Raw genomic sequence first — 24,949 nt, 5'->3', positions numbered from 1 at the left:
CGCGGTTCAAGCGCCTACTAAGCAACGGCGGTACAGAACTGAATCACAAACAATGCCAGGGAGAGAATGGCGCCCGCACACGGAAGCACGTAGACCGGTCGCGCAGCCTTCTTCCACTTGCCAATGCCAAACGCCACAAATCCCGCCAAGGGATAGAAGCCGCCCAGCAGGAACAACACTATCGCCAAGACCTTTTCCTTGCCAGACATTACTTGAAGCTCGCGTACCAAGTCTGTAACTGCAGAAGTCATGCCCGTCAACTCCAATTTACCGTGGAGGGACGAGCGTGCGAGTGCGTCGCGTGCTCGTCCCTCCGGCTTAGTCCGAAAACTTGCTCGGTAGATTTGGTCGGCTCTTCTCGCCAACCATGGCTGCCAACTTGCTACTTAAGCTCGGGCCAGTATTCCTTGTTGGCCTCGATGAGGTCGTCGAGAAGCGCCTTCGCCGTGTCGGTGTCGTTCACAAGACGGTTCAGGGTCAAAGCGTGCCATGCGTCGATATAGGATCCGTTGAGGTTGGCATCCACCGTCAGCTTCTCGTAGGCATACTGATTCTCGAGAAGGCCCTTTTGGAATGCGGGGATCTCGCCAACGTTCAGAGGCTCGGGACCGTTAGACCCAACCATGCACGGAACCTCGACCATCATGCCCTGGGTAAGATTTGGAATAATACCCTCGTTGGGGACCATCATCAGGAAGCGCTCGTGCGTGTTGAAGGCAAGGGCGCATGCGAGGTCGACGATATAGGTCGCGTGATCGTCGTCCTTGAGGTCCTCCTCGGTGAAGCCGTACTTCGTGCCCATGATCTTGCCGGTCTCGCAGACCTCATCGACCATCTCGTATACCTGCTTCTCGTGCCCCGCCATAACCTGGTCGGCACGGGTCCACTCGGGGTCCTCGCCAGCGAGCATGTGCTTGGGATACAGGTAGTACTGCAGATAGGTGTTCGGCAAGTAGTCGGCGCACTCGGAAACCATCTTGCGCATGAAGACGAACGTCTCACGCCAGCTTGGATCCATGTCGGTGAAGTGGTCGTCGGGGAGCGGCTTGGAGAAAATCTTCTTCAGCTCCGGAAGGTAGTCGTGCCCAGTCTCCTTGTCAAGGACCGCAGTGAACCACCCGAAGTGGTTGAGGCCGAAGTAGCGCGCCTCAATGGAGTTACGTGGGACTCCCAACTCATCGGCATATTGATTCATGATTCCGACGGGCATGTCGCAAATGTTTATGACGTGCTTGTCGTTCGGGAAGATGCGCTTGGTAGCCTCGGCGACGATAGCCGCGGGGTTCGAGTAATTCAGGACAAATGCGTCCGGGCTGTATTTCTTTACGTTCTTGATGATCTCGACGACGGCGGGAATGGAACGCATGCCATATGCGAAGCCGCCGGCCCCGCACGTTTCCTGACCGATGCACCCGTGCTTGAGAGCGATATGCTCATCCGAGCGACGCATCTCCTGACGGCCGGCGCGAATCTGCATGAAGCAGAAGTCGATGCCGGTGAAGGCCTCCTCGGGATCGAGCGTGTCGACAACCTCACACTCGGGGTAGTACTCGCTCATGAGAACGCGCGCATACTTACCCATACGCTTCTGGCGTACGTCCTCGTTGTCGTAGAGGACAACCTTGCTCAGGGGGAACCTGTCCTTCTCGGACACAAGCATCTTCAGAATGCCTGGGGTGTAGCGCGAGGCACCGCCAGCAATCGCAACAACAAACCTCTTCTTCTCTGCCATGTAAAACAGCTCCTTAATGAATCTCTCAAAACCTGGACATCCAAATGGGATGGTGAGTGTGGGCTAGTCCTCTCGACCGAGGACCTTGTTCACTTCCTCGCAAATCTCTTCGACCCTCATGCCGACGGCGATCTGGACGTTGCTCTTGCCCTTGATGATGCCGGTGTTCTTGAGCTTGTTGATCTTCTCGTCGTCAATCTTGCTCATGTCGTACACGTCGACGCGAAGCCGCGTGAAGCAGTTCATGACCTTCTTGATGTTTTCGGGACCGCCAAGGCCTTCGATTACGGACTCGATAGCATCATCTGCGACGGCATCGGTACCCGTGGCCTTGGATTCGGCAGCCGCGATGCGCACCGCGCCGGCCTCGGACTCGTCCTCGCTCTCGCCCTCGAGCAGCTCGCGACCAGGCGTATCAAGGTTCAGCTTGAGGATAAGGAAGCGGAAGACCACGAACCAGACAAAGGTTGCCACGATACCGACGGGAATGACGACATACCAGTGAGAGAGGCGTGCCGGAAGCGCGATGAGTCCGGGGATGGTCTCGATCAGGCCAGTGAGCAGTGCGCGCCATCCAAAGGCATAAAGAATGCACTGGAAGATGCCATCGAGAGCGGAGTTGACGACGTAGAGGATAGGTGACGCCCAGAGATACATGAAGTCGAAAGGCTCGGTGACACCGGCAAGTATGGCGACCAGTGCCGCGGGGATGAGCATGGAGCGGACCTGAGCACGGTGCTCCGGCTTCGCGACGCTGATGAAAGCGAGGACGGAGCCGATGGTACCGAACCACTTGCCGAAGCCAAGCATGGAGAAACGGATGGACTCGTCCATGGCGGAGATGTGAGCGACGTCACCGAGCTCGGCCATGAAGATGTTGTAGGATCCCGCAACAGTCTGCCCACCGACGTTGAGGGTGCCGCCGACCGAGGAGTACATGAAGGGCATCCAGAGCAGGTGATGCATGCCGGTCGGAATCAGGAGCTTGTTCAGGAATGCGTAGACGAAGACTCCGCCGTATCCTGCGGCGCGCATGAAGCCCTGGAGAGCGGAAATCCAGGAGTTGACGACAGGCCAGATGTAGCACATGGCTACGCCGAGTACGCCAGCCACCATGATGGTGACGAAGAACACGAACTTGGTGCCGTCATAGGCGGAAACAACCTGAGGGAACTTAACGTCGCAGAGCTTGTTGAAGATCCAGCCATTCAGGCAGCCAAGGATGATGCCCATGAAGACGCCGGTGTCAACGACCTGCACACCGAGGACCATGCCCTGACCAGTGCCGTAGAGACTGTCGGCGTGGATAAGCATGTTGTTCGCAGTCAGCCAAGTGTTGTTGGCATACAGGAACACAAGGAAGGTGGCCGCTGCAATAACCGCGGCATCGCCCTTCTTCTTGTTAGCAAATCCGCAGGTCAGACCAATACAGAACAGAAGGCCAAGGTTCCCAACTACTCCGGAGTTGACGCAGGTGTAGAGCATGGTGCCAAGCATGACAACGGGCGCAGGCATAACCGCCATCTTGAGAATGACGGAAAGAGCAAGCAAAATGCCGGCGACGGCAAGGAACAAGACGGGCCTGATAACTGCGCCGGAGAAGCGCTTCAGGGCACCCTGAGCATCAATACTCATTGAAAAGTCCCCCCTTAGTTTTATGAACACTACTCATTGGAAAGTGAATCTAGCGGAGAAGAACGCACTTCTCTGCGCTGCAGCTATAGCGAGTATCTCAATCTCTTTCGTGGGAGCACTGTCACTTAGCCCCTTTGTGAACTCGTCCAAACCATTGGAAACTTTGTCCAACAAAAAGCCGCGCACGCGGCATTCGATACCGTTCTCGACGCCGGGCTTGACAAACTCAAAGCGCGGAGGCAAACGTGGCACAAAAAAACAGCCAGAGACCGAAGCCTCTGGCCGTTTGACATTCGTGGTCGGGTTGACTGGATTTGAACCAGCGACCTCTCGGTCCCGAACCGAGCGCTCTACCAAGCTGAGCCACAACCCGTTAGCGTTGATACTCTAACAGAAATGCGCGCGTTTTCCAACCGTAAATGTTGCGGAAGACCACCAATCTTCCTCATCTTGTGCGCGCACAGCGATTGCGCGGGCGGCCGCATGCGTCTCGCAGATGGCAAACACACAGCTACCAGACCCTGTTACCTGCGCCGCCACCACACCGGGACGGCGCTGCAGCCACGACTTTACGCGCAAGATTTCTGGAACAAGGCGCGTAGCCGCGCCCTCCAGGTTGTTGTACAGCGCAGCCGCCACGGCCATGGCGTCACCATCGCGCAGCGCCGCCAACATGGGCGCAGGCGATGCGGGCACAACGGGGTCCGCGTCGAACTCGCGATACGCCGCGACGGTGGACACGCCCCGACTCGGCCGAACCAGCACCACGGGCAGCCCCTCGAGCACGGGAAACGTCTGCGCAAGCACATCGCCGGCGCCCGTCAGGTACGACGGCGCCAGATTCAGGAAGAACGGCACGTCCGCACCCACGGAACGCGCGACGTCCACGATGCGCGGGTCCTTCTCGTCCAGGGAAAACAGCCGGCACAGCGCCAGGATCACGGAGGCGGCGTCGCTGGACGAGCCTCCAAGGCCGCTCTGCGGCGGCACGGCCTTGCGCACCTCCACGCGCACCGGCGTGGCGATGCCAAACGCCCTGCGCAGGCGCGCGGCGGCCTGCCAGGCGGTGTTCTTCTGGGGCGGGACGCCCACGTCCTCGCTCATGGCGAGAAGGACGCCGGACGCATCGGCCGCGGGCGACTCGGCACGCGAGGCGGGCGCGGGCCGCACGGGGGGCTCGGGAAGCGCGCTCACCGTGACGGTGTCTCCCACGCCAAGCGCGACCATGACGGAATCCGCGCGGTGGTAGCCGCGCGAATCCCGCCCGGGGTGGATGCCCAGGTGCAGGTTGACCTTGACGGGAGCGTCGATCGTGACGTGCGACATGCGACCACCCTATTCCCCGGCGCCGAAGCTGACGACGCTACAGCTGCTGATCCTCGAAGCCAAAGTCGAACAGGCGCTCGCCCGTGTCGGGATCGTAGATCTCGACCGCGCCGGTGAGCACGTCCACGTACTGGTAGGACTGGCGGGCCTTGCGGCCGCGACGCTCCTCGACCTCGACCACGAACAGCGTGGGGTAGGCGCCCACGAGGGTGCCGGTGCGCTCGACAACGCGAGAGCGGCCCATGTTGGCCCGGACCCGCAGATGTCTTCCCCTAAGAGCAACAAGCTCTTCTCGGATTTGGTCTACCCTATTGGCGGGTGGAACCTCAACTTCCATCTATCTGTACCTCCAAAACGCGGCCGGCGGCGCATGACAGCCCTCCGGCCCAGTGTCATGCAACTTTCTAGTATATGGCGCTGGTACCATATCCACGGAAAACGCGGCTTAAGGAGCTGAAATGAGCGAAAGCAGGATCGAAAGGGTGCTTCAGAACCTCGAAAGCCAGGGGCTGGAGCAGATGCTGGTGTGCGACCCCATGTCCATTTGGTATCTGACGGGCTATTACACGGAGCCGTACGAGCGGTTCCTGGGCCTTTTGGTGGCGCGCGACGGCGAGCGGCGGCCGCGCACGGTGATGTTTTGCAACAGGCTGTTTCCGGATGCGACGGGTGCGGCGCAGAAGCTGGTGACGTTTGACGACACGGAGGACCCCGTGCCTCTGGTGGCGGCGGAGCTTGACGGGTCGTCGCCCTTGGGCGTGGACAAGAAGCTCGTGGCCAACTGGCTGCTGCCGCTGATGGACGCGCGCGCGGCGAGCGCCTTTAGGCTGGGCTCGTGGGCCGTGGACGCGACACGCTCCGTGAAGGACGCGCGCGAGCAGGAGCTGATGCGCCAGGCGAGCCTGACGAACGACCGCGCCATGGACTGGCTTGCGGCGCAGGTGCGCGAGGGCGTGACGGAGCACCAGATCGCGTCGGGCCTTTTGGGCGAGTACCGCAGGCTGGGGGCCCAGGGACACAGCTTTTCTCCCATCGTGAGCTTTGGCGCGAACGCGGCGGACCCCCACCACGAGCCGGACGGCACCGTGTTCCACAAGGGAGACATGGTTCTGTTTGACGTGGGCTGCAAGCAGGACGCGTACTGCTCGGACATGACGCGCACGTTCTTTACGGCCGAGCCCACGGCGCGTCAGCTTGAGGTGTACGAGACCGTGCGCCGCGCGAACGAGGCCGCAGAGGCCATCGTGCGTCCGGGCGTAACGTTTGCGCAGATAGACCTGACCGCGCGCCACATTATTGAGGACGCCGGCTTTGGCCCGTACTTCACGCACCGCCTGGGTCACCAGATCGGCCTTGAGGACCACGAGCCGGGCGACGTGAGCTCGACCCACGACGAGCCGGTGCGCGTTGGGCAGTGCTTTAGCATCGAGCCTGGCATCTATATTCCCGGCGAGGTGGGCGTGCGCATTGAGGACCTGGTGATCGTGACCGAGGACGGCTGCGAGGTGCTGAACCACTACAGCCACGAGGCGACGGTGCTCGGGCTGTAGCGCGCGGGGGTGCGCTACAGCTTCTGCGCGAGGTCCTGCAGGGCGTGGAAGCGATGGCTGATCGCGTTCTTCTCGTCCGCGGAAAGCTCTGCCATGGTCTTGCCCGGGGTGTCGTTGGGCAAAAACAGCGGGTCGTAGCCAAAGCCGCCGTCGCCGCGCGGCTCCGTGCCCACAAAGCCCTCGCAGTCGCCCTCGCCGTGCGTGACGCCCTCGCCGTCCTCGTCGCGCTCCACCAGCACGACGCTGGAGTGGAAGCGCGCGGTGCGGCGCTCGCGCGGGACGCCCTCCATCAGGCGCATGAGCTTCTGGTTGTTGGCGGCGTCGTTTCCGTGCTCGCCGGCCCAGCGCGCCGAGAAGATCCCGGGGGCGCCGTCGAGGGCGTCCACGCAGAGGCCGGAATCGTCCGCGACCGCCATGGCGAGGCCTGTGTTGTCAAGCGCGGCCGCCGCCTTGATGTAGGCGTTCTGCGCGAAGGTGTCGCCGTCCTCCACCGGATCGGGGAAGTTGCCGAGCTCGCCGAGGGCGACGAAGCGCACGCCGGGCAGGCTCTGGGCGAGGATCGCCTCGATCTCCGTCACCTTGTGGGGGTTGCCCGTCGCGACGACGACGGTCTTTGCGGGGTCGAGCGTGCTGATGTCGAGTGCCATGGGTTTCTCTCCTTTTGTTGGATGCGTCGATGGTAGCGCATGGGGCGGGGCAGACGGGACGCGTGGCGCGGCACGGCTGAGCGCGGGCGCGCGCGGGGCGGCTAGTCAGAGAAGCCCGTGACCTGGTTCTGGAGGCGGATGAGCTCTTGGATGCCCGCCTGACCCATGTCGAGCAAGGCGTCGAGCTCTTCTCGGCTGATGGTGGAGCGCTCGCCGGTGCCCTGCACCTCCACGATGCCGCCGTCGCCCGTGCACACGAGGTTGAGGTCGACCTGCGCATGGCTGTCCTCGGGGTAGTCGAGGTCGAGCAGGAGGCGGTCGGCGACCTTGCCCATGCTGATGGCCGCGACCTGGCCGGTGAGCGGCAGGCGCTTGATCTTGCCGGCGTCGACCCACTTTTGGAGCGCGTCGTGCAGCGCCACCCACGCGCCGGTGATCGACGCGGTGCGCGTGCCGCCGTCTGCCTGAATCACGTCGCAGTCGCACGTGACGGTGAGCTCGCCGAGGCGGTGCATGTCGCACACGGCGCGCAGACTTCTGCCAACGAGGCGCTCGATCTCCATCGAGCGGCCCTTGCGGCCCTTGTACTCGCGGCGCGTGCGCGTGGACGTGGACGCCGGGAGCATGGCATACTCCGCGGTGACCCAGCCGGCGCGCGAGCCCTTGCGCCACGCGGGCACGCCCTCCTCCACCGTGGCGGTGCACATGACGCGCGTGTTGCCGAACTCCGCCAGGCACGAGCCGTCCGCGTTCATCATCACGTCTCGCGTGAGCTTCACGGGGCGCATCTGGTTGGCGGCGCGGCCGTAGCTGCGCTCGGGCGCGGGGGCGTCGGCGGTGGGAGTGCCTGCGGCGGGGTTGTTGTGCTGGTCCATCGTTTCCTCCTGTTGCTGGGGTTCTTCAGCAGAAGCCTACCACGCGGGCGAAGGGTGCGGCGGCGGTGCCGCGCGGGCAGGAGGGCATCACTATCTGACAGGAGTGAGTTCTGTCGGAAGGTGAGGAGCCAGGAGCATCACTATCTGACAGGTGCGGAAGCTGTCAGGTAGTGAGGCGTGGGGCGGGCTCACTTTCTGACAGAAGCGAGATTTGACGGAAAGTGAGCGCTTCAGGGGTGGAAAACGAGCGAAAAGCCAGCTGGAAGCCGCCACTTTCTGACAGATGAGGAAGCTGTCAGAAAGTGAGGGTACGGAGGGCGCCACTATCTGACAGGAGTGAGTTCTGCCTGATAGTGAGGCTTGCGGTCGGCGCGGCACGCGGGGGCCGGCGCTCCGCGCAACAAAAAAGCCGGACCCGCGTGCGGGCCCGGCCGGAGTGACAATGGTGGACGGCGAGGGATTCGAACCCCCGATCTTGTGCTTGTAAGGCACCTGCGCTAGCCGCTGCGCCAGCCGTCCGGATGCGTGGTGAGTTTATCACACGTGCGGACGCGCGGGCGGCTCGGGCGCAAGCTGCCGTATACTTTCCCACATGGATACCATGACTCTTGCGCGCATAGCTCAGCTTCTGAGCACCCAGGGCCTGCTTGAACGCGTCTCCAACATGGATGACGCCACGGCCCAGACCCGCGTCACCGGCGCGGACTGCGACTCGCGCTTCGCAGCACCCAACCACCTCTTCGTGTGCAAGGGGGCCGCGTTCAAGCCGGCGTACCTTGCCTCCGCCCTCGAGTCTGGCTGCGTCGCCTACCTGTGCGATGACGCCCGCGCGGACGAGCTCGCCGCCGTGGCGCCCGCCGCGGTGCAGCTTGTGGCGAGCGACCTGCGCCGCGCCATGGCCGTGGCCTCCGCCGCGGCGTGGGGCCACCCGGACCGCAGCATCGACGTGGTGGGCATCACGGGCACCAAGGGCAAGTCGACCGTGAGCTACATGCTGAAGCAGATCCTGGACGCCGGCAGCAGCAAGCCGCGGGCGGCGATCCTGGGCTCGATCGAGACGTTCGACGGCGTGGAGCACTTCGAGAGCGTGAACACTACGCCGGAATCCCCCGACCTGTGGCGCCACGTGCGCAACGCCGCGGACGCAGGCCTGCCGCACCTGGTGATGGAGGTCTCGAGCCAGGCGCTCAAGTACGACCGCGTGGTGGACCTGGGCCTGGACGTCGCGTGCTTCCTCAACATTGGGCGCGATCACATTAGCCCCGTGGAGCACCCCGACTTTGCAGATTACTTTGGTAGCAAGCTGCGCATTTTTGACCAGGCGCGCACTGCGGTGGTGAACCTTGACACCGACGAGCTCGACGCGGTGCTTGAGCATGCCCGCCATTGCGAGCGCGTGGTGACGTTTGGCTGCACGGACGCCGCGCGCGAGGCCGGCGCGGACGTGTGGGCCTCAAACGTGCGCTCCGGAGAGGGACAGGTCACGTTTGCGTGCCACACCCCCAGCTGGGAGGGCGACGTGACCGTGAGCATGCCCGGCCTCTTTAACGTGGACAACGCGTGCGCCGCCATCGCCATGTGCGAGGTGCTGGGCATCGGCCGCGAGCAGGTTGTGGCGGGGCTTTCGCACGTGCGCGTGCCCGGGCGCATGGAGCTGCTGCTGACGGAGGACCCCAAGGTCACGGCCATTGTGGACTACGCCCACAACAAGCTGAGCTACCAGCGGTTCTTTGCTTCCATCGTTAAGGAGTTTGCGGGCCGCAAGGTGATTGCCGTGTTTGGTGCCCCCGGCGGCAAGGCCTACGAGCGCCGGCAGGAGCTTCCGCAGGAGGCCTCCAAGTGGGCGGACTACCTCATCTACACCGAGGAGGACCCCGCGCACGACTCCGTTGCAGATATCTGCCGGCAGATGAGCGACGCCACCCCCGCCGGCCAGGCGCACGAGGTGATCCTGGACCGGCCGGCCGCCATCGAGCGCGCCGTGGAGCTGGCATTTGCGTCCGAGCGCGGGGCCGTGGTGTGCCTTCTGGCCAAGGGCGACGAGACCCGTCAGCACGAAGGCGACCGCTTTGTGCCGTGCGAAACCGACGGCGAGATCTTCCGCCGCGCGGTGGAGCGCACGCTGGCGAGAAGAGCCAGCGACTCGGCCGGCAACAAGTAGCTTGTGCGCGGCGCCTTGCCCACGGTGGCGAGGCGCCGCCTTCCTTAGGTAGGCTTGCGTGCCGACGCGGTGGCGCCGGCCGAGAGGAGCAACATGCCCGGACTGTCGCTACCCACGTTCCCCACTGACCCAGCACGCGTTCCCGAGGACATGGCCCAGCGTTTCTCGCGCATAAAATACGTAATCACCGACACGGACAACACCATGGTGAGCCACGGGCAGGCGTTGGCGGCGACGGACGGGACCCCTTCCGTGGAGCTCGCCCAGACCCTGGTTGACCTGCGGCGCGCCGGCGTGAGCGTCATCCCGTGCACCGGGCGCAACCGCGCGATGGTGCGCGAGGACGCGCACATGCTGGGGCTGGACGGCTGGATCGGCGAGATGGGCGGCATCCTGTGCCTGCACGAGGGCGCCACGAGCGACTGGCGCTACTTCACGGCCGACATGCCGTACGACCCCGGCTGCGGACAGACGCCGCACGACCTGATCGTGCGGACGGGCGTGGTGCGAAGGATGCTCGACCGCTGGTACGACTGCCTAGAGACGTATCATGACAACAACATTGGCTTCGAGTACCGCGAGGTGACGGTGGGGCTGCGCGGCGCCGTGCTGGAGGACGAGGCCCAGGCAATGCTGGACGAGACGGGGCTTCCGCTGTACCTGGCGGATAACGGCTTCGTGAGCCGCGTCACCGGCGACACCGTCCTGCCGCGCCGGTCGGACGGGACGCTGGAGGACGTGCATACGTACCACATCACGCCGCGCGGGCTGGACAAGGGCAGCGCGGCCGCGCGCTACATCGAGCTCATGGGGTGGGACCCAGCCGAGGTCATATGCTGCGGCGACTCTCCCGCCGACTGCGCGATGGCGCCGCACGCCGGCACGTTTCTGCTGATGCGCAACGGCGTGGGCAACCCCAAGAGCCAGGCCGCGCTCGCCGGCCGCGGCAACGCGTTCGTCTCTGCCTTGGACTCGACGGACGGGTTCTGCCAGGCCATGCGCACGATCCTGGCGGTCAAGCGGCAGTCGTAGGGCACCGGGCGCGGGCGCGGACGGCGCGGGCGGCGCAGCCCGGGCCGCCTTCCCCTCCCCCAAACGCCGAGGGCCGCGCCCGGGATGGAGGCGCGGCCCTCGGCCATGCATATGGGGGACCGGCGCCGCCGAAAGGGGGAGGCGACACCGGCAATAGGGAGGTCAGGCTCTTAGCGCAGGTGCCAGATGTCCTTCTCGTACTGCGCGATGGTGCGGTCGGACGAGAAGTACCCGGCCTTCGAGATGTTCACCAGGGCCTTGCGCTGCCAGGCCTCGCGGTCCTCGTAATCCTTCAGGACCTGGGCCTTCGTGGCGCAGTAGTCCGCGAAGTCCGGGAACGTCATGAACCAGTCCTTGTTCAGGAGCTCGTCGTGCAGGCGGTTCAGGTTGGTGGCGTCGCCCTGGGCGAGCATGGCGTCCGACGTGAGGAAGTCCACGGCGGCCGCGAGCTCCTCGTCCTTCTCGTAGTAGCTCCTGGGGTTGTAGTCGCCGCGCTTGTAGCGGGCAATCACCTCGTCGGAGGAGTCGCCAAACGTGTATATGTTGTCCTCGCCCACGAGCTCCGCGATCTCGACGTTCGCGCCGTCCATGGTGCCCAGCGTGATGGCGCCGTTCAGCATGAACTTCATGTTGCTGGTGCCAGAGGCCTCCTTGGAGGCAAGGCTGATCTGCTCGGAGATGTCGGCCGCCGGAATCAGGTGCTGCGCCGCGGTGACGTTGTAGTTCTCGATCATGACCACCTGCAGGTACTTGCTGGCCACCGGGTCTGCCTCGATGACCTTGCCCAGGCAGATAATTGCATGAATGATGTCCTTGGCGATGGTGTATGCCGGGGCGGCCTTCGCGCCGAAGATGACCGTGACCTTGTGCTTGGGCAGCTCGTCGGCCTCGAGCATTTGCAGGCGCTGGTACTTGCGGATGGCCCACAGCAGGTTGAGCTGCTGGCGCTTGTACTCATGCAGACGCTTGGACTGCACGTCGAACACGGAGTCGGGATCGACCACGGTGCCCTGGTGCGCGGCAAGCCACGCGGCAAACGTCTGCTTGTTGGTGCGCTTCACCTGGTCGAGCTGCGCCAAGAACGCCGGGTCGTCTGCCAGGGGCAGCAGCTGCTCAAGCTGCTCTGCGTCCGTCTTCCAGCCCTCTCCGATCTTGCCGGAGACCAGCTTGTTCAGGCCGGGGTTGCACTCCACCATCCAGCGGCGGAACGTGATGCCGTTCGTCTTGTTGTTGAACTTCTCCGGGTAGATCTTGTAGAACGGCGCAAGCTCGGAATCCTCCAGGATCTTGGTGTGCAGCGCGGCGACGCCGTTGACGGAGTGGCTGAAGTGGATGTCGATGTTCGCCATGTGGACGTTCTGCCACTGGTCGATCACCTGGACAAAGTCGTCCTCGTACTGCCCGCGCACGAACGCGTCCAGCTGCTGGATGATGGGCACCAGCTGCGGCGCCACGCGCTCGATGAAGCCCAGCGGCCAGCACTCCAACGCCTCGGCCAGGATGGTGTGGTTGGTGTAGGCGCAGGTGTCGCGCACGATCTGGACGGCCTCGTCAAAGCCGATGCCGCGCTCGCCCAAGAGCCTGATGAGCTCCGGGATCACCATGGTGGGGTGCGTGTCGTTAATCTGCACGGCGGCGTAGTCCGCGAGGTCGTGCAGGTTGCTGCCGCGCTCCACGCACTCGTCCAGCATGAGCTGCGCCGCGTTGCTCACCATGAAGTACTCCTGGTACACGCGCAGGATGCGGCCGGCCTCGTCGGAATCGTCCGGGTACAAGAAGAGCGTCAGGTTCTTCGCGACCTGCGACTTGTCGAAGTTGATGCGATTCTTGATGACGCGCTCGTCCACGGTGTCCACGTCAAAGAGGTTGAGCGTGTCGCACTGGCTGTGGTAGCCCGTCACGTCTATCTGGTACATGGTAGAGGTGACGGAAAGGTCGCCAAAGTTCACGGTGTAGTGCTTGGGCGTGCGGCGCATCCAGCTCTCTTGGCCCCACCTGAGCCAATAGTCCGGCGACTCGTACTGCTTGTTCTTGTCGAAGCTCTGCCTAAAGAGGCCGCAGTGGTACGCAAGGCCCACGCCGGACGCGGGCAGCCCCAGCGTGGCGCAGGAGTCCAAGAAGCACGCGGCCAGGCGGCCCAGGCCTCCGTTGCCCAGCGACGGCTCGTTCTCGAACTCCTCAAGCTCGGCCAGGTCGCGACCGGCCTCGGCGAGCTCCGCGCGCACCTGGTCGTACAGCCCCAGGTTTATGAGGTTGTTGCTCAGGAGCTTGCCGATCAGGAACTCCGCGGAGATGTAGTACAGGCGCTTCTTGCCCTGGTTGTAGCCCTTCTCGGCCGCCGCGTCCTTCGTGAGGCTCAGCAGCGCGTTAAAAAGCTCGAGCTCCGTGCACTCCGCAAGCGGCTTGTTGGCATAGGAGGCGAGGCTAAACTCGGTCATGATGGGTTCCTTTCAGGTCATTGCTGACGTTAACAAGCACTATAGTTGCAGACGGCTGGCAAATTCTTGCATCATGATGCCTTCTATTAGTACTAAACTAGCATCATGACATGAAACGACTGACGTGTTTCCAGCACGCAACCGTTTCCAGAGCGTACGGCTCTGCGGGGCGCCAACGCCGCGGACGTGGCGCGTGCGCAGGGCGAGAAGAACGGGGGTGTCCGGCCGATGGACTTTGCCAGATACGAGCAGTACCGCGAGACCGGCGTGCACGAGGCGCCGGGGTTTGCGTACAACACGTACCTCTGCACCATCCCGCAGGACTTCGCCCGCGTGAGGCCGCACTGGCACGACCAGATGGAGATCGTGTACGTCAAGCGCGGCAGCGGCACCGTGAGCACCAACTTCGTGCGGCACCACGTGCACGCCGGCTCCATCGTGCCCATCCTGCCGGGAGAGATCCACGCCATCGACGGGGACGAGGGCTCGCGCATGGAGTACGAGAACATCATCTTCTCGCTGGACATCCTGGACAGCCATGAGCCCAACGACTGGTGCCGCGCCAACGTGCTGGAACCCCTGCGCGAGGGCACGCTGCGCTTTGCGCGGCCCGTGCCGGAGGGAACGGAGTTCTACGAGCGCGTGCGCTGGGCGCTGGACGGGGCGGACGCCGCGTGCGCCGTGAGGCAGCCCGGGTATTCCATGGTGGTGAAGAGCAGGCTGTTTCTGCTGCTAGACGCACTGTACGCCTTCCGCAGCGCAGATGCGCCGGATCGTGCGGAGCCCGCGGCGGAGCGCCTGCGCACGGTGCTGCGCGAGGTAAACGCAAACTACGTAGCGCCGCCGAGCGTGGAGGACGCCGCGCGGCTGGCCGGCTACAGCAAGGCGCACTTCATGCGGGTGTTCAAGAAGGACATGGGAATGACGTACGGCCAGTACGTGACGGAGTGCCGCCTGACGGCCGCCTCGTACTACCTGGAGAAGACGTCCGACCCGGTGGGCGCCATCGCGCAGTCGTGCGGGTTCGACAACTTCTCGTACTTCAACCGCAGGTTCCGGCGGCGCTACGGCATGACGCCCACGGAGTTCCGCGCGAAGGCGTAGCACGCGCGGCGAAACTTCGCTAGGATTGACTAACGCAACCACAGGTAGGGGCCCGCGCAGGGGCCCACGGCAACGGCGGCCGCGCACCCGCGTCGGCCGCGCGCAGGAGGGAGGCGCACCGTGTCGTTTGATCCAAACCGCGAGGACTACCAGCGCCTGGGCCTGCGCTTCGCGCGCTCGCTCGACGGCGGCGTCGCCGCGGGTGCCACGCAGGCGTTCGCATCGTTTGGGCGGCGCTTCTCGCAAGACCGCGACTCGCTGCCGCAGACGGACGCAGACCGAGCGTTTCACCTGGTGGCCCGCGCCGCCATGGTGATCGACTACCAGCTGCCGTTTGCGGAGTCCGACGCCCGCGCGGCCGAGCTCATCCAGCGCGGCCACACGCTGCTGGACGAGGCCCTGGCGCTCGATCCCGGCTGCCACGACGCCGCACGCATGCAGCACGCGGCCACGATCGCCGGCTTTGACGCGTTCTACCAGTACCTTGAGCAGGGCGAGAAGGACGTGCGCCGCTCGTGCACGGCCGCCCGGGACGCGGCCCTTGCCAAGGACGACGGCGACCGCTCGCTTCTGGAGGCAGACCTCGCGATGCGACCGTACCTGCGCTGGCTCGCGACCATGGCGGACAAGGCCCTCATCTGCGGCCGCAACCGGCAGTGCCTGGACATCTGCCGCCGCGCGCTTGAGGCAGACCCCAACGACGCCGCGGACGTGCGCTTCTCGGCCGCGCTGGCCTACGCCAAGCTCGAGGACGCGGCCGGACTGGACGCCCTTGCGCAGCGCTCCGCGACCCTGGGCGTGCCGCGCCGGCACGAGGGCCCGGACGCATGGCAGCTCATCGCGCGCATGTCGCTGGCGCACAGCCGCCACGACATGGACGACGCCCTGCGCCAGCTGCGCGCGCTGCTGGCCGCGTACCCGCACGCCGCCGCGACGCTCGCCAGCCAGCGCGAGCTGCCGGACGGCGTGTTCTGCCGCCTGGCCGTGCCGCCGTACAGCGAGGACGAGCTCATCGTCGCGGCGTCCGAGGCCACGGTGCTGTTTCAGGAGGGTCGCGACAGCCACGGGCGCGGCGCGCTGGGTTCGTGGGTCGCGGCGCAGGCGCAGCGGCTGGACCCGCGCGACGTGGCGGAGCTTCGCGCGGACGGGGGCGACAGGTGATGGACGGACGCGAGGAGCTGGTGCTGAGGCTCGCGGCAAAGCGCCGCGCCAAGCTGGGGCTTTCTGACAGCGGCTATGCCGAGCTGCTGCTTGCCGTGCGCGAGGACCCAGAGCGCTTCATGGAGGACGGCTCGGACGAGGCGTTCGCCGTGGTGGCGCGCGCCGTCGCGGCGCTGGACGAGGCGCGCGAGGGTGACGACCTCCTGGACGATGGCGAGTTCTTCTCGCAGCGCGCGAAGCGGATGGAGCGCCTGGGCGACGAGTGCGTGCGCGCCCTGGCGCTGGACCCGAACTGCACGGAGGCGCAGCTGCTGCTTGCGCTGGCGCAGGACCCGGATCCGGACCTGCTGCTGAACGCGCTGCTTGCGATAGACGACGACGCCACCCGGCGGCTGGGTCCCGTGGCGCAGGAGGCCGGGGCGGACGCGTGGTCGGACGTGTTCGCGCGCGGGCGGCTGCGCGTGAAGGCGGCCATCGCGCGCACGTGCCTGGACTCCGCGCGCTACCGCATGGCGGACTCCGTGGCGCGCCAGGTGACGGGCGCCTCCCCCTTAGATCCGCTGGGCGCGCGCCACACCAGCGCGCTCGCGCTCGCGCGGCTCGAGGACGAGGCGGCGCTCGATGCGCTGGAGGCGTCGTTCGGGCGGCGCGGCGACAGCTGGACGCAGCTCGCGCGGCTCATCCTGTTCTACAAGCTCGGCCGCATGGGCGCCGCGCGGCGCGCGCTCAAGGGGCTGGACACCCTGTGCGAGGGCGGCGTGTACGCGCTGCTGCGCCCTGTGATGGTGGACACCTACCTGCCAGACCGCCCCGCGGCCACGCCGTACAGCTTCGAGGAGGTCACGCTTGCCGTGCACGAGGCCGACCCCATCGTGGTGGACGTGCCGGACCTGGTGACGTGGGTGCAAGACCAGCCCGGCATGGTGCAGTCCGCGCGCGCGTTCGCAGATAATGCGGGGCTGGAGTGGTAGCCGCCCCGCACGCGGCGCCAGTCTGGTATACTGCTTGCTTGCGTCCCCATCGTCTAGTGGCCTAGGACACCGCCCTTTCAAGGCGGTAACACGAGTTCGAGTCTCGTTGGGGGCACCATCGCACGCATCGGGCCCGTCGGCACGCGCCGGCGGGCCCTTTTGTGTCGCAGCACGCTGCACTTCTTGCTATACTTGCAACACACTGCAACTCTTACCATTATTGCAGTATGTTGCAATGTGCGAAGGGAGGCCGACATGCAGATAACCTCTTCCGTCGAGGCGGGCGCCCTCGTCAAGTCTCTCAGGGAGTCGCGCAAGCTCAGCCGCAAGGAACTCTCAGACGCCTCGGGCATACCGCTGCGAACGGTCTATGCGGTCGAGAAGGGCGAGCTCAACAACCTGAGCCTGGACAGGTTCATCGCGCTCATCTCGGCAATGGGCGCATACCTCGACGTACGCGTCTCGGAAGCGAACCCCAGCGAGGACGCCGAGGTAAATCGCCTGATTAAGATGATTGCGACAGAGAACCTCGACGCAGACAGGTGGGGAATCGCGCCATGAGCGGCCATGTCCATCGGAGGCGAGAACCGATTCGGCATGCTTGACAGCAGTCACCTCGAGCAGCTGTCACATGACGTGAACCTCGTGAGCGCCGGCGTAACGCTCGAGTGGATCACATCGTCTGCAGAGCGCATGGCAACACAGATCCCAGCAGCCCTCCAGTCGGTATTGGACGAGGCGGGTGATGCACACCTGACGGGAGTCGAGCAAGTTGGTCCAGCGCTCGCGCGTGAGATAAGCGCAAACTGCAGGCGACTCCTCGAGCGTCTCTGAGGATTCGACCGGCTCGCGTAAACAGGCACCATCGCGCGCATCGGGCCCGTCGGCACACGCCGCACTCCCTTACCCGCGCAGGCGCTCCCGCACGCGCGCCGCGATGCCCGCGGCCGTCAGCCCCGCCCGCTCCAGCAGGGCCGCCTGAGAGTCCGCGTTCTGGTACGCGTCCGGCATGCCCAGCCTCAGCAGAGCCGGCGCGCCGCCGTGCTCCAAAAGGCGCTCCGCCACGGCCGCGCCCAGGCCGCCCACCACGCTGTGCTCCTCCACCGTCGCCACCAGCCTGCGGCCGCCCGCGGCCAGCGCGTCCACGGCCGCCACGTCCAGCGGCTTCACGGTCAGCATCTCCAGCACCTCCGCGGCCACGCCGTCCGCGGCAAGAAGCCTGGCCGCCTCCACGGCGCGCGAGCAGATGGTGCCCGTGGCCACCAGGCTCACCTCGGGCGCGCCCTCGGGCGAGAAGATCCGCTGCGCCCGACCGACCGCGGCCGTGGTCCCGTCCGGGTGCAGGTTGGCGCCGTCCAGCGTGTTCGTGCGCACGTACGCCGGGCGCGGCGCGGCGGCAAGCAGCCGCAGCACGCTCGCGAGCTCCGCGTTGTCCGCCGGGCAGAACACCTCCATATTCGGCACGCCGCGCATGAGCGATACGTCCTCCAGCGCCATGTGGCTCGCGCCCAGCATGCCGCTCTCGCAGCCGGCGGACACGCCCACCAGCGCCACCGGAGAGCGCATCATCCCCAGGTTCACGCGGACCTGGTCGTACACGCGACCGGTGATGAACGTGGCGTAGCTCGGCGCAAACGTGGTCAGCCCCTCGTTCGCGAGCGCGGCCGCCACCTCCACCTGGTTCTGCTCCGCGATGCCGCACTGCACAAAGCCCTCGGGCAGCACCTCGCGCATGTGGTCCAGGTTCAGGCGGCGCCCATAGTCGGAAACCACGACGGAAAGCCCGCCATCCCGCTCGGCAAGCTCGCCCATGACCTCGCCAAACACCTGCTTCGGGTTCATGGCCGAGAAGCGCGCGGACTCCTCGGCGGTGACGGCTCCGGCAAGGGCGCCCCTCCCGTCCGCGGAAGCGGCCGTGGCGGCCGCGTTCTTCTCGCCCCGCGCGCACGCGCTACTCATTGCGAATCGCCTCCTCCCGGGCGTCCAGCTCGCGCATGGCCTGCTGGTACAGCTCCTCCGTCAGGGCCTTGTCGTGCCACTCCGCATGCCCCTCCGCAAACGAGAGCCCGTGCCCCTTGCGCGTGCGCGCCACCACGGCCCGCGGACGGTCGCCGGGGTTGCGCAAGGCATCTGCCAGCTGGATCACGTCGTGTCCGTCCACCTCTACCACGTCAAAGCCAAACGCGGTGAACTTTCTGTTGATGGGCCCGTTGTCAAGTATCTGCGCCGTGGGGCCGTCCAGCTGCATGCCGTTGGCGTCCACCACCACGGTCAGGTTGGCCAGCCGCTTGTGGCCTATGAGCGCGGCGGACTCCCACACCGATCCCTCGTCGCACTCGCCGTCTCCCACCACGCAGAACACGCGCCCGGGCAGGCGCTTGCGGCGCAGCGACAGCGCAAGGCCCGCGGCGTAGCCCAAGCCCATGCCCAGGCTGCCGCCAGAGATCTCGAACCCGCGCTGCGGGTCGCGCTCCGGGTGCTTGAAGATGCGCGCGTCCGGCCCAAACAGGCCGCGGTCCACGTCATCCTGGCTTATGAGGCCGCGCTTCAGCATCATGGGATACAGCGCCACGGACGCGTGCGCCTTGCTCACGATCAGCCGGTCGCGCTCGTCCCACGGCGTGCCGTCCCGGCCGGTATGCATGACCTCGTCCAGAAGCACGGCCACAATCTCGGCCATGGAGAGCGCGCCGCCAAAGTGCAGCGGGCTTCCCATGTAGCGGCGGCCCCACTCCACCACGCCACGGCGCACCGCAAGCGCGTCCAGGTCAAGCCGGCGGCGCAGTGCGCGCGTGGCATCGTCCTCCACCGCGGCGCCCTCACGCGGGCGCGTGCGGATGCCGTCCAGCTCAAGCGGGCCGGGAAAGCCGTCGCTCTGCATGGACACGCCCACGATGGACTGGTTGGGCCCCAGCCACGTGAGGCTCCACTCTATGGGCGTGCTGTCCGCAAGCTCGATGTTCTGCTCAAGCACCATCACCGGGTCAGACGCGCCGCACGCCAGGCACGCGGCGTGCTGGGCCCCCGCGCGGCACGACGAGTAGTGCATGTGCGAAAGCGCGATCTTGCGCCCGGAGCACCGCTCCACCGCGTCAAACAGCGACTCCGTCGTGAAGTCCGCCTGCTCCAGCCCCGGGCACGCCTCCAGGTTCGACCAGCTCTCCTGGCACACCACGGGCCGTCCGCCCACCGATCGCACGCGCCGCATAAACAGCGCCGGCTCGCCGGGCTCCACCTGAAGGCTCTCCGCCACCTCTGCCGGAGCCGGCAGCACGTCCTTCTGAAGCACCTGCGTCGTGTACCGCACGCCGCCGTCGCGAAGCGACGCCGCAAAGCTAAACGACCGCGCGTTTCCCGGCCGAGAGATTCCTCCGTCCGCCACCACGGTCCCGCTCCCCTTGCGGCTCACCAGGAGTCCCTCCGCCACCAGCGTCCCGATCGCCTTGCGCACGGTACCGCGGCTCACGCCGTACCGCGCCATCAGATCCGCCTCCGAGGGAATGTAGCGCCCCCGCCGCCACTCGCGGTTGCGGATCTTGCCGCGCATGATCTCGGAAAGCTGCACGTTCAGCGGATCGGGCGAATCCGCCGAGAGGAACGTGGGCTCCGCGCCCGAAGCCCCGCCCGCCGCTTCCGGCGCGTCCGGGGTGGGAAAGCCAAAGTCGTACTCGGCCATGAGGCCCCCTCTGCATATGCCGTCGCACATGGTCGCACGCCGCCGCCGGCACCGCCATCAAGCGCCCCAGCGCCGCCTTCCACGCGCGACCCGCGACTGAACAACTTGCATACAGACAAGTTGTGTACAGGACATGTTATGAACAGGCATGACTTTACGCCGCCCTAACGCTCGCGTCCGCGGCGAGCGCATACCTTTTTGAAATTTCCATCATGCTGCCACGGGTATACTCCAAGCATGCCCGCCGACTCGGCGGCAGCGCCGTCGCGCCGCGGACAATACGCCATTCATGCTGCAAGACACGCCGTTCGTACTAGCAAAAACGCCCATACTCGCAACAACCAAAGGAGGGTCCATGACGTCCAAGCAAAAGGTCGCGTCCTATGCAATCGTCGCAGCGGCTGCCGCGTACGCCGTGATCTACATCGCGTTCCTGCAGGGCATCCCCCAGACGCACTACGTATTCGCGTTCGCAACGATCCTCGACCTCGTGGCCATGCCCATCCTGCTGTTCTCGCTCGGACTTTTCCTCATGCGCAAGCTCCGCCCGGATGACGCCACGCCCCGCACGCCCGAGCAGCGCACACGCGCCCGCCGCGCCCTCGCCGTCGCGATTGCGGCGCTCTACGCGCTGTACATCGTGCTCTCCCTCGTCGCGCGCCAGCAAGGCGGGCAGGCCGCGGCCTCGCTCATAGCCATCCTCACGGTCATCTTCTACGTGATCGAGTACGGCGGCTTCTTCGTCGGCCTTCTATACGGCATGTTCGCGTAGCGCCACGCCGCCAGGCGCCGCCCGCGCCCCCTCACCCCGCAACGCAGCCCGCAACGCAAAGCGGCGGACGGTAGCACTCGCTCCCGTCCGCCGCTCTCATGTGCTGGTAGGGGCGGTGGGGTTCGAACCCACAAGACCTAGGCCGGCGGATTTTAAGTCCGCTGCGTCTGCCAATTCCGCCACGCCCCCGTGACCAAAAACCTTACCACAGCCCACCGCCGCGCGCGTCCCTCGCGCGCGAAGACCCGCCGCAGCCGCCAACCGCAGCCACTAACGTACAACTATAATTTCCGGGCTCCGGCAATCCTGCGGTTTCACTGCCCTAGCGTAGAACTATAAATTTTAGTTCTACGTTAGACCGCCGTTTCACACCTATGCGGCGCCCCGCGACCGCCGCCTGAGGCTTGCCCCCGGGCGCGAACGTAGAACAATTTTTCGACACATTTCAAAATCCTGCGGTTTTGTCGCGCGAACGCAAACCTTGTTTTGAGGTGTTATACGTTCGCGCCCCCCGTCAGGCTTCCAGTCGGCCTCAGGCGGCGCGCCCAAACCCTCAGGCGCGCGCTCGCAAGCCCTAGACCCCGCCGCGCGCCTACCGAAGCTCGCTCAGGTCCGGCTCCCAGCCCAACGGGCTCGCCCCGCCGTCCGCCGCGGCGGCCGCGCAGATCGAAAGCCCAAACAGCAAGTCGCTCTCGCTCACGGTCAGCCGGTCGAACCCGCACGACTCCATCAGCGCGGCCACCGCTATCGTGCCGCCCAGAATCACGCTCGCGCGCTTCGGCTGAAGCCCCGCCATCGCGGCGCGCTCCGCCTCCGTCACGCCGGCAAACCGGGCGAGAAGATCCTCCACGTCCTCGCGGCCAAGTTCGGCAAGGTGAACCCTGCGCGGGTCGTACGGCTCCAGCCCCAGCTTCACGGCAACCAGGCTCGTCACCGTGCCGCCCGTCGTCACCATCAGCTCCGGAGCAAGCTCCCGCACGCCCTCCGCGGCCACCGCGTCGTCAAACATGCCGCGCGCCCACTGCCGGGCCCGCTCCACGTCGTCCGCGCTCGGCGGGTCGCCCGCACTCAGGAACTTCTCCGTCATGCGCCGGCACCCCACGTCCACGGACCGTACGCGGTCAAGCGCAAGCCCGCGCGCGGCGCCCATGCTGCCCACGGCTATCTCGGTCGAGCCGCCGCCGTTGTCGGCAACCAGGATCTCGCGGTCCGCAAAGTCCTGCGCCACGCCCAAAAACGTGAGCGATCCCTCGACCTTGCCGGGAATCACCTGTGCATGCAGCCCGCGCGCCGCCAGCTCCGCCAGAAGCGCGTCCGAGTTCCCCGCGTCGCGCGCGGCCGAGGTCAGCGTGCAGCAGATCCGCGGCGCCTGCGCCTGCCGGGCCGCCGCCAGGTACGAGTCCACGCATGCCAGCACGCGCACCGCGGCCGCCTCCGCAATCAGACCGGTCCGCGTCAGGCCCTCGCCCAGGTTGCAGATCGTCGACTGCTTCAGCATCCGCGTCACGCGGCCGCCCTCGACGTCCGCCACGGCCAGCCTCGCCGTCACCGTCCCGATGTCGATGCACGCGACCCTCGTCATTTCAGCACCGTCTTCCTGTCGTAGCCAAACAGCACGTCCAGAACCTTCGTGTACCACGCGCGGTCGTCCTTGTACGTGATGGCGGCCGACGGGTCCTTGCCGTCCTCCTTCAGCCCCTTCACCTCAACGCCCTTTTCGCCGGGGTACACGTAGCCGTTCTTCCGGGCCTGGTCCTCGATGCCCTCCTTGGACATCAGCGTGTCCACGTCGCTCTGAAGGTCCTTGTTCTGGCTCTTCAGCGCGGCGTACTTCACCTGCAGGTCCTGCGTCGTCCGCACAGAGACGTAGTAGCGCTGCGCCGGCCCGTACACCGCGGCAAGCACGGCAACCACCACGGCAAGCACGATCCACAGCCGGCGGTGCGCCGCCGCCCACTCCCGCGCGGACGTCGCGCGCTCGCGTGCCGTCTGAGCGCCGGATGCCGCGCGCTCCCTGGCCGCCGCGACGCGCTCGCCGGCGGAAGGCCGCTCCTCGCGCCCCTCGCCGTCGCGTCCGTTCCGCGCCACGCGGGCGTCGGCGCGCTCGGTGCCGCCCTCTGCACGGGCGCCTCCCCCGCGCCTGCGCGCGTCTTGGCGAGAAGTGCCGTGCTTCGCACTCCTTGCCGCCTTTGCCTCGCGAACGTCATCGTAGGTCGCGGCGTTCTGGCGCACGCCGTATGCGGCCTCGGACTTCGCGAGCGCCGTCTCGTGGTCGACGGCAACCACTGCCTTCGCGTCCGCACCGACGCCCGCACCGGCACCCGCCGCACCGGCGCCCGCACCGGCACCAGCGCCCGCCACACCAGCGCCCGCGTCCACCCGAGCGTCCGCGGCGCGCTTCGCCCGCTCGTCCTCCCGGGCCATGCGTTCCCTCGACGCGGCGATATCCTTCGCCGGGTCGATCGCCTGCGCCGCAATCATCCTCTTCGTGTTCTTCGACTCATGCTTGCCCAGCGGACCGTCGGTCCTGCGAGTCCCGCGACGCGGCCTTCGCGCCTGCGCCTCTTTCTTGCCGCTGTCTGCCAAGAGCTCGCCGCTCTCGGGACGGCGCTCGCCGCCGCTGGGGTTGCCGTCGTCCTTCTGCACGGGTCTCCTTCGGCCGGTGACGCCACGTGTGGTCGGGGCAACAACGTTGCCCAATGGGGTCTGGTTCTGCATGCTCATGCCGTCGTCTTCGTTTCAGCTTCGTTGGTCGGCCGGCGCTCGCGCGCCTCCCCTCAGTTATAGCAGAGGGGCCGCGCCCGCCGCGACCCCTCCTCACAATCCCGCAAACTCAGCAGACGGCTCGGCGCACGCCGTCCCGCGGCCCAGGCCGCCGGCGCACGCCCGCGTCACTCGGCCCTACCCGAGCCGGACTCGCCGTCGCCCGCCCGCTCCTCCAACTTCGCGCGACGCCACAGCTCGTTCAGCCGCTCGGCGCCCAGGCCGTCCAGCTCCAGGCCCTCCTCGCGCGCCATCCGCTCCATCGCGGACCACCGCCGCCTAAACTTGCGGTTGCTTGCGTCCAGAGCCGCCTCCGCGTCGATGCCCTCCCAGCGGGCTACGTTCACAAGCGAGAAGAGCACGTCGCCAAACTCCTCGGCCGCCTCCTCGCTCCCGCGCTCCTCGTCCTCAAACTCCCGCCGCTCGGAGGCCACCTGGTCCCACACGTCGTCCACGCTCGCCCACTCGAAGCCGGCGCGAGCCGCGCGCGTGGATATCTTCTGGCACTGCAGCAGAGCGGGCAGCGACCGCGGCACGGAGTCCAGCAGCCCCTCGGGCGCGTCCGCGTCAGAGCGCCCCTCCCGCTCGCGGCGCTTCACGTCGTCCCATATCGCACCCACCGCGCCGGCGTCCGCGGCCACTGCGTCGCCAAACACGTGCGGGTGGCGCCGCACGAGCTTCGCGTTTATCTGCCGACACACGTCGTCGATCGTGAATTCGCCGGCGTCTGCCGCCACCTGCGCGTTCAACAGCACCTGCATCAGCACGTCGCCCAGCTCCTCCGCCAGGTGCGCGCCGCCCTCCAGCGCGGCGTCCGCGGCCTCGTACGCCTCCTCTACCATGTCGCGGCGCAGCGACTCGTGCGTCTGCGCGCGGTCCCACGGGCAGCCGTCCGGCTGGCGCAGGCGCCACACCGTACGCACCAGCCGGTCAAACTCCGGGTGCGTCCCCGGCGCATCCGCCCGCGCGCGGCTCTGCTCGTCCGCCCGCGCCGCCGCGTCGCACTCGCCCGCAGCCACACCCGCGCCGGCAGCCGCCGCGCCCCACACCTCGTCGCCCGCGCCAGCCACGTCGTCCTTGCCCCGCGCCTCGCCTTTCTCCATGGC

21 protein-coding genes and 4 tRNA genes are annotated in these 24,949 nt (G+C 66.4%); 9 read left to right on the top strand and 16 right to left on the bottom strand.

Annotated features, from left to right (window positions below; translation table 11 throughout):
- Positions 1-17: 17 nt before the first annotated feature.
- The 6 genes from BLT96_RS10630 to BLT96_RS09855 form a co-directional block, all read right to left on the bottom strand.
- On the bottom strand, positions 18-209 hold the full coding sequence (locus tag BLT96_RS10630) for a hypothetical protein (RefSeq protein WP_157692212.1): 192 nt from the start codon (positions 207-209) through the stop codon (positions 18-20).
- A 173-nt stretch (positions 210-382) separates the two neighbouring features.
- Positions 383-1,732, bottom strand: coding sequence for a family 4 glycosyl hydrolase (locus BLT96_RS09875; protein WP_090863922.1), 1,350 nt, complete (start codon positions 1,730-1,732; stop codon positions 383-385).
- A gap of 63 nt (positions 1,733-1,795) precedes the next feature.
- On the bottom strand, positions 1,796-3,367 hold the full coding sequence (locus BLT96_RS09870; protein ID WP_090863919.1) for a PTS transporter subunit EIIC: 1,572 nt from the start codon (positions 3,365-3,367) through the stop codon (positions 1,796-1,798).
- 296 nt (positions 3,368-3,663) lie between these two features.
- Positions 3,664-3,740 (bottom strand) — tRNA-Pro (locus BLT96_RS09865).
- Between the two features lie 14 nt (positions 3,741-3,754).
- The gene (locus BLT96_RS09860; RefSeq protein ID WP_245719272.1) at positions 3,755-4,693 is read right to left on the bottom strand and encodes a 4-(cytidine 5'-diphospho)-2-C-methyl-D-erythritol kinase; all 939 of its coding nucleotides are present in this window, start codon (positions 4,691-4,693) and stop codon (positions 3,755-3,757) included.
- Between the two features lie 37 nt (positions 4,694-4,730).
- Complete coding sequence (locus BLT96_RS09855) at positions 4,731-5,030, bottom strand: Veg family protein (protein WP_090863917.1); 300 nt, start codon at positions 5,028-5,030, stop codon at positions 4,731-4,733.
- Between the two features lie 121 nt (positions 5,031-5,151).
- Between BLT96_RS09855 and BLT96_RS09850 the strand changes: the two genes are divergently transcribed.
- Entirely contained in the window at positions 5,152-6,243 is a 1,092-nt protein-coding gene (locus BLT96_RS09850) for a M24 family metallopeptidase (protein WP_090863915.1), read from the top strand.
- 14 nt (positions 6,244-6,257) lie between these two features.
- Here the strand turns inward: BLT96_RS09850 and rdgB are convergent, their stop codons facing one another.
- The 3 genes from rdgB to BLT96_RS09835 all read right to left on the bottom strand — a co-directional run bounded on the left by rdgB (position 6,258) and on the right by BLT96_RS09835 (position 8,284).
- Positions 6,258-6,890 carry an RdgB/HAM1 family non-canonical purine NTP pyrophosphatase gene (gene rdgB / locus BLT96_RS09845; protein WP_090846049.1) on the bottom strand — a complete coding sequence of 211 codons (633 nt, stop codon included), beginning with the start codon at positions 6,888-6,890 and terminating at the stop codon, positions 6,258-6,260.
- Between the two features lie 101 nt (positions 6,891-6,991).
- Positions 6,992-7,765: a ribonuclease PH gene (gene rph, locus BLT96_RS09840; protein WP_090863914.1), complete on the bottom strand. Its 774-nt coding sequence runs from the start codon at positions 7,763-7,765 to the stop codon at positions 6,992-6,994.
- Positions 7,766-8,208: 443 nt separating this feature from the next.
- A tRNA-Val gene (locus BLT96_RS09835) sits at positions 8,209-8,284 on the bottom strand.
- Between the two features lie 73 nt (positions 8,285-8,357).
- Here BLT96_RS09835 and BLT96_RS09830 point away from each other — a divergent pair.
- Positions 8,358-9,926, top strand: a complete 1,569-nt coding sequence (locus tag BLT96_RS09830; protein ID WP_090863912.1) for a Mur ligase family protein — start codon at positions 8,358-8,360, stop codon at positions 9,924-9,926.
- 93 nt (positions 9,927-10,019) lie between these two features.
- Entirely contained in the window at positions 10,020-10,958 is a 939-nt protein-coding gene (locus tag BLT96_RS09825) for an HAD family hydrolase (protein WP_090863910.1), read from the top strand.
- 170 nt (positions 10,959-11,128) lie between these two features.
- On the opposite strand, the gene BLT96_RS09820 is transcribed toward BLT96_RS09825, so the two are convergent.
- Complete coding sequence (locus BLT96_RS09820) at positions 11,129-13,396, bottom strand: glycogen/starch/alpha-glucan phosphorylase (protein WP_090863908.1); 2,268 nt, start codon at positions 13,394-13,396, stop codon at positions 11,129-11,131.
- A gap of 228 nt (positions 13,397-13,624) precedes the next feature.
- Here BLT96_RS09820 and BLT96_RS09815 point away from each other — a divergent pair, with 228 nt between their 5' ends.
- From BLT96_RS09815 to BLT96_RS09795, 5 genes are all read left to right on the top strand, one after another.
- The gene (locus BLT96_RS09815; RefSeq protein WP_090863906.1) at positions 13,625-14,500 is read left to right on the top strand and encodes a helix-turn-helix transcriptional regulator; all 876 of its coding nucleotides are present in this window, start codon (positions 13,625-13,627) and stop codon (positions 14,498-14,500) included.
- A 120-nt stretch (positions 14,501-14,620) separates the two neighbouring features.
- The gene (locus BLT96_RS09810; protein WP_090863904.1) at positions 14,621-15,661 is read left to right on the top strand and encodes a tetratricopeptide repeat protein; all 1,041 of its coding nucleotides are present in this window, start codon (positions 14,621-14,623) and stop codon (positions 15,659-15,661) included.
- The gene (locus BLT96_RS09805; protein ID WP_090863901.1) at positions 15,661-16,632 is read left to right on the top strand and encodes a hypothetical protein; all 972 of its coding nucleotides are present in this window, start codon (positions 15,661-15,663) and stop codon (positions 16,630-16,632) included. Before BLT96_RS09810 ends, BLT96_RS09805 begins: the two co-directional genes overlap by 1 nt.
- A 42-nt stretch (positions 16,633-16,674) precedes the next feature.
- Positions 16,675-16,750 (top strand) — tRNA-Glu (locus BLT96_RS09800).
- Positions 16,751-16,887: 137 nt separating this feature from the next.
- Positions 16,888-17,193, top strand: a complete 306-nt coding sequence (locus BLT96_RS09795) for a helix-turn-helix domain-containing protein (RefSeq protein WP_090863899.1) — start codon at positions 16,888-16,890, stop codon at positions 17,191-17,193.
- A 342-nt stretch (positions 17,194-17,535) separates the two neighbouring features.
- Here the strand turns inward: BLT96_RS09795 and BLT96_RS09785 are convergent, their stop codons facing one another.
- Positions 17,536-18,591, bottom strand: coding sequence for a transketolase family protein (locus BLT96_RS09785; protein WP_090863896.1), 1,056 nt, complete (start codon positions 18,589-18,591; stop codon positions 17,536-17,538).
- Positions 18,584-20,308 carry a UTRA domain-containing protein gene (locus BLT96_RS09780; protein ID WP_090863894.1) on the bottom strand — a complete coding sequence of 575 codons (1,725 nt, stop codon included), beginning with the start codon at positions 20,306-20,308 and terminating at the stop codon, positions 18,584-18,586. Before BLT96_RS09780 ends, BLT96_RS09785 begins: the two co-directional genes overlap by 8 nt.
- Before the next feature lie 355 nt (positions 20,309-20,663).
- Between BLT96_RS09780 and BLT96_RS09775 the strand changes: the two genes are divergently transcribed.
- Entirely contained in the window at positions 20,664-21,080 is a 417-nt protein-coding gene (locus tag BLT96_RS09775) for a hypothetical protein (protein WP_090846073.1), read from the top strand.
- A gap of 104 nt (positions 21,081-21,184) precedes the next feature.
- Here BLT96_RS09775 and BLT96_RS09770 read toward each other — a convergent pair.
- The 4 genes from BLT96_RS09770 to mazG form a co-directional block, all read right to left on the bottom strand.
- A tRNA-Leu gene (locus tag BLT96_RS09770) sits at positions 21,185-21,269 on the bottom strand.
- Positions 21,270-21,672: 403 nt separating this feature from the next.
- Positions 21,673-22,662, bottom strand: a complete 990-nt coding sequence (locus BLT96_RS09765; RefSeq protein ID WP_090863892.1) for a Ppx/GppA phosphatase family protein — start codon at positions 22,660-22,662, stop codon at positions 21,673-21,675.
- On the bottom strand, positions 22,659-23,726 hold the full coding sequence (locus BLT96_RS09760; protein ID WP_090863890.1) for a septum formation initiator family protein: 1,068 nt from the start codon (positions 23,724-23,726) through the stop codon (positions 22,659-22,661). The genes BLT96_RS09765 and BLT96_RS09760 overlap by 4 nt, the downstream gene beginning before the upstream one ends.
- A gap of 245 nt (positions 23,727-23,971) precedes the next feature.
- Complete coding sequence (mazG, locus tag BLT96_RS09755) at positions 23,972-24,946, bottom strand: nucleoside triphosphate pyrophosphohydrolase (protein ID WP_090863887.1); 975 nt, start codon at positions 24,944-24,946, stop codon at positions 23,972-23,974.
- Between the last annotated feature and the right edge of the window lie 3 nt (positions 24,947-24,949).

It is taken from the genome of Parafannyhessea umbonata (assembly GCF_900105025.1).
Taxonomy (GTDB): domain Bacteria; phylum Actinomycetota; class Coriobacteriia; order Coriobacteriales; family Atopobiaceae; genus Parafannyhessea; species Parafannyhessea umbonata.
Note: the sequence above shows the minus strand (reverse complement) of the source record. Positions and strands in the feature narration are given on the sequence as shown.

Bases quoted from the DNA above. Each gene is read 5' to 3' on its own strand.
- BLT96_RS10630 (WP_157692212.1), bottom strand. From the start codon at position 209: ATGTCTGGCAAGGAAAAGGTCTTGGCGATAGTGTTGTTCCTGCTGGGC.
- BLT96_RS09875 (WP_090863922.1), bottom strand. From the start codon at position 1,732: ATGGCAGAGAAGAAGAGGTTTGTTGTTGCGATTGCTGGCGGTGCCTCG.
- BLT96_RS09870 (WP_090863919.1), bottom strand. From the start codon at position 3,367: ATGAGTATTGATGCTCAGGGTGCCCTGAAGCGCTTCTCCGGCGCAGTT.
- BLT96_RS09860 (WP_245719272.1), bottom strand. From the start codon at position 4,693: ATGTCGCACGTCACGATCGACGCTCCCGTCAAGGTCAACCTGCACCTG.
- BLT96_RS09855 (WP_090863917.1), bottom strand. From the start codon at position 5,030: ATGGAAGTTGAGGTTCCACCCGCCAATAGGGTAGACCAAATCCGAGAA.
- BLT96_RS09850 (WP_090863915.1), top strand. From the start codon at position 5,152: ATGAGCGAAAGCAGGATCGAAAGGGTGCTTCAGAACCTCGAAAGCCAG.
- rdgB (WP_090846049.1), bottom strand. From the start codon at position 6,890: ATGGCACTCGACATCAGCACGCTCGACCCCGCAAAGACCGTCGTCGTC.
- rph (WP_090863914.1), bottom strand. From the start codon at position 7,765: ATGGACCAGCACAACAACCCCGCCGCAGGCACTCCCACCGCCGACGCC.
- BLT96_RS09830 (WP_090863912.1), top strand. From the start codon at position 8,358: ATGGATACCATGACTCTTGCGCGCATAGCTCAGCTTCTGAGCACCCAG.
- BLT96_RS09825 (WP_090863910.1), top strand. From the start codon at position 10,020: ATGCCCGGACTGTCGCTACCCACGTTCCCCACTGACCCAGCACGCGTT.
- BLT96_RS09820 (WP_090863908.1), bottom strand. From the start codon at position 13,396: ATGACCGAGTTTAGCCTCGCCTCCTATGCCAACAAGCCGCTTGCGGAG.
- BLT96_RS09815 (WP_090863906.1), top strand. From the start codon at position 13,625: ATGGACTTTGCCAGATACGAGCAGTACCGCGAGACCGGCGTGCACGAG.
- BLT96_RS09805 (WP_090863901.1), top strand. From the start codon at position 15,661: ATGGACGGACGCGAGGAGCTGGTGCTGAGGCTCGCGGCAAAGCGCCGC.
- BLT96_RS09795 (WP_090863899.1), top strand. From the start codon at position 16,888: ATGCAGATAACCTCTTCCGTCGAGGCGGGCGCCCTCGTCAAGTCTCTC.
- BLT96_RS09785 (WP_090863896.1), bottom strand. From the start codon at position 18,591: ATGAGTAGCGCGTGCGCGCGGGGCGAGAAGAACGCGGCCGCCACGGCC.
- BLT96_RS09780 (WP_090863894.1), bottom strand. From the start codon at position 20,308: ATGGCCGAGTACGACTTTGGCTTTCCCACCCCGGACGCGCCGGAAGCG.
- BLT96_RS09775 (WP_090846073.1), top strand. From the start codon at position 20,664: ATGACGTCCAAGCAAAAGGTCGCGTCCTATGCAATCGTCGCAGCGGCT.
- BLT96_RS09765 (WP_090863892.1), bottom strand. From the start codon at position 22,662: ATGACGAGGGTCGCGTGCATCGACATCGGGACGGTGACGGCGAGGCTG.
- mazG (WP_090863887.1), bottom strand. From the start codon at position 24,946: ATGGAGAAAGGCGAGGCGCGGGGCAAGGACGACGTGGCTGGCGCGGGC.